The 15,995-nt window shown below is 40.6% G+C and carries 7 protein-coding genes; 3 read left to right on the forward strand and 4 right to left on the reverse strand.

Going from position 1 to position 15,995, the window contains the following annotated elements:
- Positions 1-66: 66 nt before the first annotated feature.
- From ACTB00_RS13645 to ACTB00_RS13660, 4 genes are all read right to left on the reverse strand, one after another.
- Positions 67-1,689 carry a RagB/SusD family nutrient uptake outer membrane protein gene (locus tag ACTB00_RS13645; protein WP_463300477.1) on the reverse strand — a complete coding sequence of 541 codons (1,623 nt, stop codon included), beginning with the start codon at positions 1,687-1,689 and terminating at the stop codon, positions 67-69.
- Between the two features lie 19 nt (positions 1,690-1,708).
- The gene (locus tag ACTB00_RS13650) at positions 1,709-5,137 is read right to left on the reverse strand and encodes a SusC/RagA family TonB-linked outer membrane protein (RefSeq protein ID WP_463300478.1); all 3,429 of its coding nucleotides are present in this window, start codon (positions 5,135-5,137) and stop codon (positions 1,709-1,711) included.
- A gap of 99 nt (positions 5,138-5,236) precedes the next feature.
- Positions 5,237-6,217, reverse strand: a complete 981-nt coding sequence (locus ACTB00_RS13655; protein ID WP_463300479.1) for a FecR family protein — start codon at positions 6,215-6,217, stop codon at positions 5,237-5,239.
- 84 nt (positions 6,218-6,301) lie between these two features.
- Positions 6,302-6,892: an RNA polymerase sigma-70 factor gene (locus ACTB00_RS13660; protein WP_463300480.1), complete on the reverse strand. Its 591-nt coding sequence runs from the start codon at positions 6,890-6,892 to the stop codon at positions 6,302-6,304.
- A gap of 450 nt (positions 6,893-7,342) precedes the next feature.
- On the opposite strand from ACTB00_RS13660, the gene ACTB00_RS13665 reads away from it, so the two are divergent.
- The 3 genes from ACTB00_RS13665 (at position 7,343) to ACTB00_RS13675 (ending at position 15,924) form a co-directional block, all read left to right on the forward strand.
- The gene (locus tag ACTB00_RS13665) at positions 7,343-11,158 is read left to right on the forward strand and encodes a hybrid sensor histidine kinase/response regulator transcription factor (protein WP_463300497.1); all 3,816 of its coding nucleotides are present in this window, start codon (positions 7,343-7,345) and stop codon (positions 11,156-11,158) included.
- 284 nt (positions 11,159-11,442) lie between these two features.
- Positions 11,443-13,467, forward strand: coding sequence for a glycoside hydrolase family 53 protein (locus ACTB00_RS13670; protein ID WP_463300481.1), 2,025 nt, complete (start codon positions 11,443-11,445; stop codon positions 13,465-13,467).
- A gap of 18 nt (positions 13,468-13,485) precedes the next feature.
- Entirely contained in the window at positions 13,486-15,924 is a 2,439-nt protein-coding gene (locus ACTB00_RS13675) for a glycoside hydrolase family 2 TIM barrel-domain containing protein (RefSeq protein WP_463300482.1), read from the forward strand.
- Positions 15,925-15,995 lie beyond the last annotated feature (71 nt).

The raw sequence follows: 15,995 nt of genomic DNA on the forward strand, positions 1-15,995 counted from the left end.
GAAAAATGCTTTATACCGGCTTGACTTGAAGCCGGTATAAAGCATTTAATTTCATTTCACAATTGCCTAATTATCCTGATCAAATCCAGGACGTTCGTACCACTGCGTTAGTGTTTTTCCATACGACTCTGCTTGTTTTACCGCATAGTCTGGAATTGGAAAGTATTGACTTGTTGGCGTGTAACCTTTACGCTCTGCTGTTAATTGACGGTACTTATTGAAACGGATTAGGTCGATTTTTCTACATCCTTCGAACATTAATTCATGTCCGCGCTCCATCAAAAGTGCATCCAGAAAACCATCGTAACTTGCAACAGCATCACCAGCTAGCGGAGACAAACCGGCACGATCTCTAACATCATTGACTGCCTGAAGAGCTTCACCACCGGGAACAGTCTGATTTTTTCTGGCCACGGCTTCGGCATACATCAATAGTACATCGGCCCAACGAGCTAACGGAATGTCGGTCGGTTGGAATGAGCTTTCAACTTCTACCGGAAACTTATTAATAATAAACCCCGACCATAAGTCACCAATATCGTCCCTGGTAACCACTGTAAAATCGTTCCGAACATACGAGGTCAATATGGTATTGGCGCGGTTGTCCTCAGGATCGAATGTATCATAAAACTCTGGAGACACATTGAAACACTGTCCCCATCCGCCACCTTGTGGATAGAAAGGAGACGGTATTGTCTTCTCCTCATCCTGGTATTTTGATACATCCCAGGGAAGAACATAGAATGATAGCGGATTAAAGTTTCCATTTGCAGCTGATCCATCGCCGGCATCAGAAACCGAAACCGCAGCAATCACCTCAACATTAAACTTGTTACCCTGCTTAAACTGGTTCGCGTATGCATCATCTCCCCCATTGCGGAATAAAGCATATCCGGAAGTTTTAAGTTCATTGTACATCGCAATAGTTTTATCATAATATCCGCTCATATAAGAACCTTCATTCAAACAGTGACGCATTAGACAAAACCGAGCGTAATCGGCAGTATATCTTCCATCTGGTTGATTATTTGGCATATTTGCTGCAGCAAATTCAAAATCATCTGTAATCCATTCAGTCATTTGCTCCAAGGTAGGACGCTCCAAACTTTCCTCAGCCTCAATATCTCCAACCAAAGCTGGATCGAGGATAACCGGGACGGGACCGTAAATGTGCATGAGGTAGTACATCATCAAACCACGTAATAATCTGGCTTCTCCCACCAAAGCATTCTTTTTAGCATCAGTAAGCACATCAGTTCCCTGGATATCGCCGATAATTTGCGTAAACCGGGTAATGTCCCTTACTTTTTCAAAATGAGAAACACTACTATTTGAGCTACGTCCATAATATACACAGTCTTCATAATTGGCTTGTGAAAGAAGGCTCCAAGCACCACCCCACGTACCTATTTCCCAGGCATTACTAAGGTCTGATGTAACATCGAATACGCGAATGATCCCACCTTCAGGCACATAAAAGTTATGCTGGTTTACACCAGTGAAGTTGTATACCCAATTGACAGAGAACGGAATATAACAAGCCATCATGTAAGACTCAAAATCTGACTCTGTTTGAGGAAAATTAGTCGTAAAAAGGCTCCCGTATATTTTGGGTTCAAAGTTATCTTCACAACTTGTTGAAAACAAGGAAGATGTTATGATTATTAAAGCTATTATTTTATTTTTCATTGTCATCATTATTAATTTTTTAGTTAAAATTAATTCTCACTCCTGCAGAGAAGGTCCTCGTTTGTGGATATTCAGCCTTGCCTCCTTTATAGTCTCCACCGCTTCTAACTTCCGGGTCAAAACCTTCAAAGTTTGTGAAAGTCAACGGGTTTTGCGCATCGACATAAATACGGATATTGCTCACGTACTCACCCATGAGACCTAAACTACGTCCAGCGATATTGTACCCCAGGGTTATATTTCTCACGCGTAAAAAAGAAGCATCCTGAAAGCCGACATCTGTGCCAGCACTACCAGGTAGAGCCACCGAAGCAAGATTCCAAGCAATACCTGGCATTGTCCCATCAGGATTAGACTCTGAATTCCAAATCCTTTTTGCAAACGAATTTGAGTTTTGTACTTGGTTAGCCAGATTACCTGCATGAGCCCAATCCAGTGCGTAGTTATACTTATTCACACCTAGCTGTGAATACACAAATACATCTAAATCAAAGTTTTTATAGGTAAACGTATTTCCAAAACCAAAATAAATATCCGGAACCTCGTTTGTCATTACGATATCATCTACTGTAATCTCGCCATCTTCGTTTTTATCTGCGATAACAGGATAACCAGGATGACGGGCTTCTTCGGGTTGTGAAGCCGGCATATTACTCATATCACCATTTATTATGCCGTTTGTTTCGTAATAGTAGCGCGCGTTAACCGGAGCATCTTCCTGTAGTTCAAAGTCATTGTAATCGTAATTTGGCATTCTTTCTTTCCAAATAGCGTCGTATCTTGATAATGTTAATGTAGAATTCCAAACGAAACTGGTCGTTTGAATTACCTTCCCGGTAATATTGGCATCCCAACCACTTCTTCTAAGATGTGCTCCGTTTATTGGGTACGATCCGAACATTGACAAGCCTGCGGTATTTGCATCGCCAAGCATATCGGTAATATCGTTTTGGAATACATCGAAACTACCGGATAACCTGTTCTTCAGAACGTAAAAGTCAACTCCAATATTTTTCATCGTGGTTTTCTGCCAAGTGACATTCGGATAATCCAACCCTCTCAGAGTGATTGGAATATGTTGAACTGAACCTCCATTAAAACTCACGCGACTGTATGGTTTGTATGTTCCATACAATGTAGTACCAAGGTTATCGCTTCCTGTTACACCATAACTCGCTCTCAATTTTAACAAGTCAATCCATGAAACAGAACTAAGAAAACCTTCGTTTGACATTTTCCACGCCATCGATACTGATGGAAATAAAGAGTACTTTTTCTCCGGGAAAAACTTATCGGTACCATCTCTACGAAGCGTGGCAGCAATAACGTATCGATCCAAGAGATCAATATTTGCACGAACAAACTGTGATCTCTTTTCATTGTCGCGGCGATACGAACCTGGTTTATATACACCACTGGCTGCACTGATGTTATCATTTCCTATCGCATCATGCTGCCCGTCGTACGCCACATTTAGTCCATTCGCTGAATTCAAATATTTCCCTACACCAGCGACAACATCAAATGTTACTAAATCTTCGATTGATTTATTAAAACTTACAGTTGCTTCAAACGTTTGATTTTCGCGGCTATCGGTCGCAAGGTTCCCTCTTGAACTGTACATTTGATCGAAGTATACATAGGAAGGGATATAAACTGAGCGCTTCGTATTATTTTTATTGTTACCGTATAGCAATCTACCTTTTAATGTATTCTTGATAATATCCACATCGGCAACAAAATTCAAATAGGTTCCTTCCGTTTCCGTGTCATCACCAATCTCCTGCAAAGCCACAGCATTAGGAATATTTAAATACTGTGTGTACTCTCCGCCTTCATCTCTAATTGGTAAATAGGATGGATAAGACAGTGCTGCAGTCAGGGCACCGGCAGCTTGTGCGCCTCTGCCACTTGACGTTCCTCCTACCGATGAATTATCGTATTTGTTACGGTTAACATTGACTGTAGATGTTAATTTTAAAAAGGGAAAAAGCTGAAGGTCAATGTTACTTCTCAACGAATAACGCTTCATGCTCGAGTTTGTAACCGTACCCTGTTGGTCGTAATAATTACCCGACACATAGTAATTTACATTTTCGCCACCTCCATTAACAATTATATTATGGTTTGAAATGCTACCCTTTTTTAAAATTTGGTCGCTCCAATTAACAGTTTCGGCATTGCTAATTTGCTCGTTGGAAAATGGAGCGGTCCAACCTCCATCGAATTCATTAGACCCAAAAACGCCCATATCATTATTAAACAAATACTGATCTCTACTGAAGTTATTCACCAGGCTCATATAGTCCGGTGCATTCAGAGGCTGAAGGTATTCATAATTCGTTACCAGAGACTGACTTCCATCATAGGTAACTTTTAGCGGACCTTCTTTCCCTTTCTTAGTTGTAATCAGAATTACACCATTTGCCGCATCAATACCATAAATGGCAGCAGAAGCATCTTTTAATATTTCGATTGATTCGATGTCCTCTGGATTGAGACCGGCAAGACCGGCACGGTCAACTGAAGATGGTATTACGGTTGCTGAACCACCCGATCCGGATTCCAGAGAACCTGATGGCATCACGACTCCGTCTACAACATAAATTGGATTATCAGCACCACGGATTGAAATATCAACATTTCCTCCCGGCTGTGCACTGGTTGTCAACGCCTGAAGACCGGCCGCTCTTCCCAATAGCAACTGAGACATATTACTGTTTGCCGATTTAGCTATTTCACTTGCATTTACTTTAGAAATAGAAGTCGTCAGGTTCTTCTTTGAAACGGTACCGTATCCAATGGCTACAACTTCGTCCAACCCAATTGAGCTAGTCTCCATCTCAACATTTACTATTGTTTGGTTTCCAACAGGAACTTCAACCGTAGTCATTCCGATAAATGAAAAAACCAACGTTTGATCCGAAGTTACACCATTCAATGAAAAAGCTCCCTCCAAATCCGTAATCGTACCTATTGTAGTACCTTTTATAACAACGGTTACTCCAGGGAGCGGCTCTCCAGAGGAATCAGCGACTTGTCCCGCAACCGTCTTTTGTTGCATCGCAGCATTTGCAGTCTGTTTTTCCGAATAAAGCATGATGTGCCGATTTTGAATGTTGTAACTAACATCCGTTCCCTCAAATAGAACTTTCAATACTTCGGAAATCGGCTTATCATTGAACTCTACAGTAACCTCTTTTTTCAGATTAATGTATTCAGCACTGTACGCAAAGCGATATTCGCTCTGTTTTTCAATGGCTTGCATGATGTCTTCCAGAGTAGCACTCTGCATGGCTAAGTTCAACTTTGTGTTCTGGCTGTATACGCCAGCAGACACTTGCATCAAACCAACCAACACAAAAAGAAATGTTAAACGCATAACTCTTAAAAATTTTTTGTTCCAGATTGGAGGCAATACTCCACTGGTACTACAGTTTTTTTTCATAATTTTGTTTGATTTGTTAATACTATTTATTCATCCAACCAAGATGAATGATTCAAATTGCCGGGAAGTGCGACCAACACTTCCCGGTTTTTATTTCAGTTAGTTATTCTTTTTTATCCGTATGACATCTCCTTCCTGAACCGCTTCTATTGGAGTAATTGTTTCCATTAACTTCAGGATATCAAAGAGCGATTCATTTTTTATTGTGTAGGTGTACTGGAGCTTTTTAACATCTTCATCCACCTCAAATTTCTGATTGTATCGTTTATCCAATTTAACTGCAACTTCTTCTAACGACAGATTATAAATATTGAGTATTCCATCCTTCCAAGAGGTATGCAGATCAACATTCACATCTTTGACGAAAAGCGTTTTGTTTTTTTTATTAAAAGAAGCTAATTCTCCGGGCTTGATCTCTTTATCTATTCCGTCATATATTTCAGAATACACTTTAACGCTTCCTTCTTCCAGAGTGACTTTAAATAGGTTGTCTTCGGGATAGGCAGAGACATTAAATTTGGTACCCAAAACTTTTACATGTATTGGAGAACCGGTTACAAGAAATGGGAGTTTTTTATTCTTTTTAACACGAAAGTAGGCTTCTCCATATAATTCAACATTTCTATTTGAAGAGGCAAAATCGTTACTGTATTTAATGTATGAACCCGAATTCAGCCACACTTCAGAAGAGTCGGGTAAAACAACGTTGGCAATCTGCCCCGCATCCGCTTTTATAATACTATACTGATGATTGCTGTTAAACTGAAGCCCCAGCATTTTTGCACTGATGCCGGCAACAAAGAAGAAGGCGACTAAAACTGCCGCATACTGAAAAACCTTTAGATAACGAGTGGACTTTCTCAACTCGCGCTGAGTGTCTTCCAGAATTACTTTCTGCATGATATTCCAGGCATCATTTGACTGATCAGGCATATCTTCCGATAACGCCTCCGATTCCCACTCTTTTTTAACGTCCTGAAACTTCTCCCGATGGCGTCCCTCTCTCATCCAACCAAGTAAATCGCGGTGTTCTTCATCGGAACCTTTTCCTGACAAGTATTTTTTGATAAGCTTCTTCACAGCTATGTTTTTACGTGAATGTTTTACATGAGGAGTACACGATATTATATAAATACCCTACCTCAGACTTATCTTTTTTTTGAATTATTTAAGGACTATTGCTACTAACAATGCCATCATGGGATACTTGTCCAATAGCTCTCTCCGAATTTGTTCCGTTGCTTGTTTAAGGTGTTTTTCAACGGTTTTTATAGAAATTCCTACTTGTTGCGCGACCTCTTTATTTTTAAGGCCCTCAATCTTCGATTTCACAAAAACCTCTTTTCTCTTTTCCGGAAGTTTCTCAATTTCGACTGTTATGGCATCTATTAACTCTTCTTCGATTGATTTCCGTTCGATTCCCGTGAAATCGAGTTCAAACAAATGTTGTAAATCAATTTCTTTTACATTCTGAATATCGATTTCGGAGTATAGAAACTTATTGTCTCGAAGATAATTTAGACATCGATGACGCAGCATTACGAAAAGTAAGCTCTCTACCGACTGACTGGGCTTGATTGTCTTTCTCTTTTCCCACAAGCTCATGAAACACTCCTGCACTAAATCATCGCTTTGTGAAAGATCAGGAACAAATAGCCGACAATAACTGAGTAAACGCGGGTGGGTTAGTTTAAAAATATCTTCGAAAGCATCAGCATCCCCAACTTTCAACCTCCTATTTATGTCTGCTTTCATATTGAGTTACAAAATTAGAATAAAAGTTCTAGAACAGAGTACACATACCGTGTTATAGAACAAACACAGATTGGACGATTTTGAATACAAATTAGACTAAAGAGCTGAAAATTTCATTCTTATTTTTTTGGCTCAACAAGAGATATTAAGTGCTAAAACGAGGATAAAAAAGCCTTCCTTTACCGCCTTATAATTAAATGCTTTCGCCTTTGTACCATTGAAAATCCGATTTTATGAGAGTAGCTCATACAGCTTCGTTTTTCTATGAGAACTCGAATCGTACGATTGCGGGTCTTTTTTCGATTGCGTTCTTTTTATATAAATTTAACTCCGATGACAGTGTGAATAATTTCTCAATTGCACTTTTTATTAGCAGCATAAAAGATGAATAACAGATTGATTTTAACCCTAATATGTTTATTGACTTCTACTATTTTCTTCGGGCAGGATATGACATATCAGTCCTTCAACAATTCACGGCTTAGCCTTGAGGCCAATTCGATCCGCTGTTTTCTTCAAGACAAGCAGGGTTTAATGTGGCTTGGAACCAACCGAGGTCTGTACAGTTACGATGGCTACGAATCATTTCCTCATTTTACTCCGGGAAGCACGGAAGATCGGGGGATTAATTGTGGCTTGTTTTACAAAGATGACTTTTTATTGTTAGGAACAGAAGCTGGAATCCTTAATTACAATTATAAATATGACACCTATGAACCATTCGAATTTGAATCTACGAAGGATATCAGAGCTATGGTTATCACCGACGAAGATCTGTGGTTAGGATGCGCTGACGGACTCTATCGATACAATTTTCATCAAAAAAAGCTGTTTCCCATTTTAGTGGCTACAAACGCCGGCATCATCCACTCCCTTCTCGAAGACGGAGGCTACCTTTACACCGAAGCTTATGGGTGTTTGAGTAGAATTTCGTTAGATAGTTACCAGCTTGAAAAGCTTGAAGGCGATCATTCTGACCGTTGTGGACGTCTGATCAACTCACTACTAAAAGACGAAAGCCGCGAATGCATTTGGATCGGAGCAGGCTCCAAACTCACAAAATATGATCCCTCAACAAAAACATTTGAAAGCTTCTCCGGTTTTCCCGTGGTTAAATCAATGGAACTTGATTCTGACAACAACCTGGTTCTGGGTACCGACAATGGCCTCTTTATCTTTAATGAAAAAGAAACTAAACATTTTGTACATGACTCCAGGGAATCAAATTCGCTTGCAAGCAATATTATATGGGATGTTTTTAGAGATCATTCAGATAATATCTGGTTAGGAACGGATTTTGGTATTTCAATGGCACCACGTCATCTCAAATTCGAATTCTTTCCAATTTTTCAAATCAGCAGAACAGGAGAAGGAAATCAATTTCATTCCATATTTCAGGATTCGAAAGGTTATTATTGGCTTGGGGGAGATAATGGGATAATTCGCACCCGCAATTACACAACTATTGATGACAGTGTGCTTTGGTATAATATGGGCAAAAGAGAATCTTACATTTCTCACAGCCACATCAGGAACATATTTGAAGACTCGGAACACAATTTATGGGTTGCCACTGATTATGGGATTAGCAGATACAACTATGAGAGCGAAAAGTTCAAAACCCACTTCATCCGTAGTGAAGATCGTTCCTATAACGCCAATTGGGCTTACGATATGTTGGAAGACAGTACAGGGAATTTGTGGATATCGAGTTTCAACGGTGGAATTTTTAAAATTAGCAAAAATCAACTTTTTACTGGTCCGAACTTAAATATAGCCAACGCCCACTACTCTACAAATAACGGATTATCAAGCAACAACATAGACCAAATCATATCCGACAAATCCGGAAATATTTGGGCATTAAACACAAGCGCTGGAATAGACGTCATAAATAGTTCAACCGGAATAGTTGCGAAATACCCAATATTGGATTATACGAACGGAAGCACCCCGGATTATATGATCAACGACTCCGATGGGGCTATTTGGGTGGGCTTCAGAAACGGAGTTGTAAAAATCGATCCGATAAGTCAGGAAGCTCAAACCATTAATTTTGAGGATGCGAATAATGCATCGGTATTGTCAATATTGGAGGTAGAAAACCGTATTTGGGCATCGTCTACAGAGGGACTTTGGATCATTGATAAGCGCGAGCTTGCTGTACATCATATCCCGATGACAGATAAGTTATTCTTGGATATGTACTACGACAAGCAATCAGAGGAGATTCTTTTCGGTGCCCATGACGAGATTGCCAAGTGCTCTCCAGCCATTTACAGAACAAAAGATGAAATTCGAAATATTGTTATCTCTTCTATCACTGTGAACAATGAAGAATATCTATCCAACAGCAATGAGTTAGCAGTTCGTTACTCAAATAAACTGGAACTGCCGTATCATAAAAATAACCTTATCATTCGGTTTTCGGACCTCCAATATTCGAAAGAAAATAAGAGTGGCAAATACGTTTTTAAATTGGAAGACGATGACAACTGGACGCCTTTAAAAGCAAATGAAAGGACAATCCATTTAAATAGATTATCACCAGGACACTACAACCTAACCATTGCCTTAAAAGAATCGCAAAACGCTCCGATTCGGGTTTTTAAACCATTTCTGATCGTTATACATCCTCCGTGGTATCTCACAAATACAGCCCAAATTGGTTACATCCTACTATTGATGGGACTTATTATTTGGGGAATCGCTTTTTTTAATCAAAAGCACAAACTAAAATTCGTGCAAATTGAGAAGAAGAAAACACTTGAGCAGGCGAAATTAAAAATTGACTTTTTTACCAACATTGCGCATGAGTTTAAAACTCCGCTAAGTCTGATTATTGCTCCTCTGAGTGGCCTCATCTACGAAACAAAAAATAGCAAAGAAAAAGACGCTCTTAAGATGATCCATCAAAATGCGATCAAATTAAATTCCCTTGTTCAGCAAGCTATTGATTATTACCGGGATAATAGTAAAATTCCAATGGGCCTTGTATTATCCAGAGTTGAAATTATAGAATTTACCAAAAGCATTTTTACGACTTACAACGAAAACATGAAAGGCAAACAAGTTGAATTTATATTTGATTCTAATGTAGATGAGATTTTTGTTGACATCGATATATTAAAAATGGAATCGATAATAAACAACCTGCTGTCTAATGCTTGCAAATACACAAATGAAGGAGACAGTATTATATTATCTCTCGAATTCAACGCAATACATAGCAGCATAGAAATAAAAGTCTCGGATACCGGAATAGGAATCCCCGAAAAAGACTTGCCTTTTATTTTTCAACGATTTTTTCAATCGAATACAAACGCAGGAAAAGAGGGAACCGGAGTTGGATTATCTCTCGTTAAGAATTTTGCAGAGCTTCATGGCGGAACCGTAAATGTTACGTCCAACAAGGAGGAAGGCACCTCGTTCAAAGTGAAATTACCGGCGATAATGAATACTGCTACTGAACACTCGCCAACGAAGATAAATAGCAACACAGAATCAAAAGAAAAATCACTAATCGTTATCGTAGAAGACAACGCTGCCATTGCGAATTTTATTTATAATATTTTCGTCCCAGAGTTTCGTTGCATTATTGCTTCTAACGGAAAGACCGGATTAAAGATTTGTGTAGACCTGAAACCTGATCTTATTATTTCAGATATAATGATGCCAGTCATGGACGGCTTGGAGATGTGCCAGAGACTAAAAATAAATACTTCCACTTCCACGACCCCGGTTATTTTGCTGACGGCTAAAGATGATAAGGAAACTGAACTTAAAAGTATTAATTTGAAGGTAGACGCTTTTATTGCAAAACCTTTTGATTCCAACATCTTGTATTCTCGCGTAAAACAATTACTTGAAACCCAAAAAAGTTTACGTAAGAGAATACGGGTAGAAAAGATTTCTACCCCAACGATGGAAAAAGTTGAGTCAGCAGACGAAAAATTTCTCGCTTTTATCACCGACATCATCGAAAAGCATATTGCCGACCCAGACTTAAACGTGAGCTTTTTATGCGAAAAAGCGGATATATCACAAAAGCAATTATATAGAAAAATCAAAAACCTGACTGGCTTAACGGCTATCGATTATATAAAATCGATCAAGATGAAAAAGGCAGCAATGCTTTTGTCAAATAAAAATTTCACCGTTGCCGAAGTCATGTATAAAGTAGGATTTTCCAATCATTCGTACTTTGCCAAATGTTTTAATGCTGAATTTGGAAAAACCCCACGCCAATTTGTAGAACTTTTGTAGGCTTCCTCAAATAAGCGAACTTAATATTTACGTTTTCAGGTAGAAAATATTTAGCATTCTTCTCTATATCCGGAGTATACAAAGCAGGCTAAAAAATGTGTTGCATTTTCTATTATACAGAGAAGGACACACGCTGTTTTTGAATGAATTCAAATTTGATCCTATGAAAATACAAGTGTCATATTAATTCCATTTTCTTTCTGTATTTGTCCAAAATGTACTTCTGGTGTCCTCCCCAAAGGATAATTTTGACTCAATTTGAGAAACTTTATTGATCAAGCTTTATGAAAGAAACGAAACCTACCTGTAAATCACACATTTTTTGTCTTGGATTTCTATTAATCGTGTCGATGGCTATTAGTTGTCAGAGGCAGAAAGCAGCACCCTTTGTTATCGGTGCTGACATCTCATTTGTCCCTCAAACTGAATCCAGAGGAGCATACTACAAAGACGTTACCGGAGAAGAAAAAGCTATTTGTCTAATCATGTCAGATCGCCACTTTAACAACATCAGGTTGCGTCTCTTTGTCAATCCTGAGGCAGAGCGCGGCTATTCAAATGATGGTTTCTGTGGTTTGGAAGAAACGGTAAAAATGGCTAAGAGAGTTAAAGACGCGGGCATGGACTTCACCCTGGATTTTCACTACAGCGACACCTGGGCTGATCCCGATAAGCAATTCAAGCCATCTGCATGGGAAGGACAAACCGGTGAAGAGCTGGAAAACACTTTGTATGAATACACAAAAATGGCTTTGAACACGTTTAAAGAGGCTGGTGCTGCTCCTGATATTATTCAGATTGGAAACGAAATCAGCCATGGCATGGTTTGGCCCGAAGGAAAAGTGCTGGACAATGCTACTGAAGAAAACTGGGCCGCTTTAATGGGACTGTACAATGCAGGAGAAAAAGCTTGTCGCGAAGTACTTCCAGAAGCTAAATTAATGATTCATCTGGCCTTAGGTGGTGAAAACATTTTGTGCCGCGAGTTTCTGGACAAAATGAATAAATACGACGCTGAGTACGATATTATTGGCCTATCGTACTACGAACGCTGGCACGAAACTTATAACGATCTAAAAACAAACCTGTACGATTTGTCAGCCAGATATAACAAACCGGTGTGTGTGGCAGAATACGGTGCTAGCAAGGACAATATCAAAATTATAAACGACATCGTACGCTCGGTGCCAAACAATATGGGTTATGGCACTATGGCCTGGGAACCTACCCGCGTACTTTTTAATCGCGAAGGACAGGCGTCTGAAGAAATATTCAGTATTTACGATAATATCTATGCTCAATATTCCAATCCTGACTCACAACCCGATGTTGTGCAACCTTTTGAACGAACAATAAATATTGAAAAGCCTGTTATTGGTGCCGATATTTCGTTTGTTCCCCAATCGGAAGACAGGGGAGCAACTTATTCCGACAATGGCGAGGAAAAAGATGTGCTGGAAATATTGAAAGATCACAAATTTAACTGGATCAGGCTCCGTTTATTTGTTGACCCTGATGCTGAAAACGGGTATTCAAGAGACGGAAACGGATATTGTGGGTTGGAAAAAACACTTGAAATGGCTAAACGTGTAAAAGCTGCAGGCATGAAGTTTCTGCTCGACTTCCATTACAGTGACACCTGGGCCGATCCGGGCAAACAATTCAAACCTTCAGCCTGGAAAGACCTGCATGGCTCAGCTCTGGAAGGCAAAATATACAGCTACACCAACGAAACGGTCAAGCGTTTTATCGACGAAGGCGTACGACCTGATATGATTCAGGTTGGAAACGAAATTAACAACGGGATGGTTTGGCCTCAGGGTAAGCTTCCTGAGGGGAAAGAAAAAGTGGATTCGGATGAGGAAATGGAAAGCTTTTGTGTGCTGTTGCGTTGTGCAAGTGCAGCAGTCCGAGCGGCCGATCCTGGCATTACCATTATGGTGCACATTGCCTGTGGCGGACAGAACCCGGAGTCCGTTGCCTTCTTCGACAAAATCATTAGCCGTGATGTGAAATTCGACGTAATCGGACAGTCGTACTACCCCGAATACCATGGAACGCTCGACGAACTGGAATCGAACCTGAACGACCTGGTTGTACGTTATGAAAAACCCATATTTGTTGTTGAGTATCATCATAACAGAAAAGAAGTCAACGACATCGTCCACAACATCCCTAACGGAATGGGGCTGGGAACGTTTATCTGGGAGCCTACATCTTCACGCTGGGGCGGACTTTTCAATCGTGACGGTTCAACCAACGAAAACATGGATATCTACCCTGAATTATATACCAACTACACGAACTAATCTTCTAAATACAAGAAAATGAGAAAAATAGTAACGATACTCTTTATCTTTTCGAGCATGGCACTGTTTGCCCAACAAAGCAAAAGCCGTGTAATTTCTAATTTCGATGCTGACTGGCAGTTTTCACTGGGCGATTATCCAAAAGCCTCAGAAGCAGACTTTAATGATACCGACTGGCGTACATTAGATGTTCCGCACGATTGGAGCATTGAACTGGAAAACGACAAAGATGCGCCGGGAGGTGGAAACGTTGGATTTTTTCCTACAGGAATAGGCTGGTACCGCAAAACATTCGACATATCGAAATATGATCCTGACAAGAAATATTCTATTGAATTTGACGGAATTTACATGAACAGTGAAGTGTGGATCAATGGCCAGTACCTGGGGAAACGCCCTTATGGCTATTCAAGTTTTTCTTATGATTTGATCGGATTGCTAAAAAGCAAAGACAATGTAATTGCTGTGCGGGTGGATAATTCAAAACAACCCAACTCCCGCTGGTACACAGGCTCGGGAATATACAGGCATGTGCGCATGGTAGAAACCGATCAATTGCATTTTGAAAAATGGGGCGTATTTTATTACACCCAATCCATTGAAAACGATAGCGCTTTGCTGTATCTGGAAGCTAAAATCATCAATGAAAATCAGAATGCTTTGGAAGATGTGGTAATCCAACAATCCGTACTGGATCAGCAAGGAAATGAAGTCGCTTCAGTGTCTACTGCTGCACCCGCAAATGCCAAAAGTAGTTTTACAGCTGAACAGGAAATTGTAATTGCCAATCCGCGCCTGTGGTCGGTTGAATCGCCAAACTTGTACACCCTAAAATCAGTTGTACTAGTTGACGGAAAAGAAACCGACTGCGTATTCAACAACCTGGGGATTCGTACCATTGAATATGACGTGGACAATGGATTCCTGCTAAACGGCGAACAAGTGAAAATGAAAGGCGTTAACCTGCACCACGACGGAGGCCCTGTTGGTGCAGCTGTTCCTGAAAGGGTTTGGGAACGTCGCCTGGAGATATTAAAAGAGGGTGGTTGCAATGCCATTCGCACAGCCCATAACCCTATGGCTCCGGAGTTTTATGACCTGTGCGATAAGCTGGGATTCCTGGTGATGGATGAAGCTTTTGATGAGTGGATCCACGGTAAACGCGACTATTCATATAAACTCTATTTCAAAGACTGGTATGAGGAGGATTTGAAAGCCATGGTTTATCGCGATCGAAACCATCCCTCGGTGGTGATGTGGAGTATTGGCAACGAAGTTCCTGACCAGTCGAGCAAAGAAGGACCTGCCCTCGCCCGTAAAATGATCAACATCTGCAAGGAGGCAGATCCTACCCGTTTGATAACAGCTGGAAACGACCGTATTGCAGCCGACGATAACCCGGCATCGGAGTCCTACCTCGCCGAATACGAAAACCAAATAGTGGGGTACAATTATCCAGACCGCTGGCACGAGCGCAGAGAGTTGTACTATCATCCGGACAAAAAGAAATATCCCAACCGCAGGGTAGTCGCTACCGAATCAACCGGCATGGGCGGTATGCGGGGAGCTTACTTCCTTGGCAGAAACTCGGACAAAGTACAAGCCAGCTATGCCCACGGACGCATCATCGATGTTGAACAACGATGGAAATTCAACCTGTTGTACGATTATGTGATCGGCGACTTTATGTGGACCGGCATCGATTATTACGGCGAATCGTGGCGCTGGCCTTCACGTGGCGCCTCTTCAGGGTACCTTGATAATTGTGGATTTCCAAAAGACGGCTACTATTTCTTTAAAAGTATCTGGACAGAAGAACCAACCTTACACCTGCTACCTCACTGGAACCTGCCTGAAGATCGTGAAGGACAAATAGTACCCGTACTCTGCTATACCAACTGCGACACCGTTGAGCTATTTCTGAATGGCAAATCATACGGCGAAAAATACCACGAGTTCCCACGCAAGGGAAATAACGAAAGATGGAACCAGCCCGAAGAGGGAAAAGTAAATACCTCCACCGGTGACCTGCATTTATCGTGGGACGTGCCATACGACCCCGGTGAGCTGGTAGCAAAAGGCAAAAAAGACGGTAAGGAATATACCTATCGGTTGGTAACCGCCGGTGAGCCTGCACAAATTCGCTTGTCGGTTGATCGCGATGTTATTAAAGCCGCCCCCACCGATGTGGCCCACATTACTGTTGAAATACTCGATAAGGATGGCAACTTCGTTCCAACGGCCGACAACCTGGTTGAATTTGAGGTAGAGGGCGCAGAAATTATTGGTACTGAAAATGGTAATATGCGGGATTTATCATCGCCCAAAGCAAAAGAACAAAAAGCTTTTAGTGGTTTGTGCCTGGCGATTGTACAAGCAAAAAAGCAAGGACAAATTACGGTAAAGGCCGTTTCCGATGGATTAAAAGATGCGTCGGTTTCAATAAAAGCCGAATAGTAATTTGTAATACAGCGTTAAAAATTAATTTTACTGTAAATCATTTCAATACCAAATTTAAAAATTACGTT

It is taken from the genome of Sunxiuqinia sp., assembly GCF_055140945.1.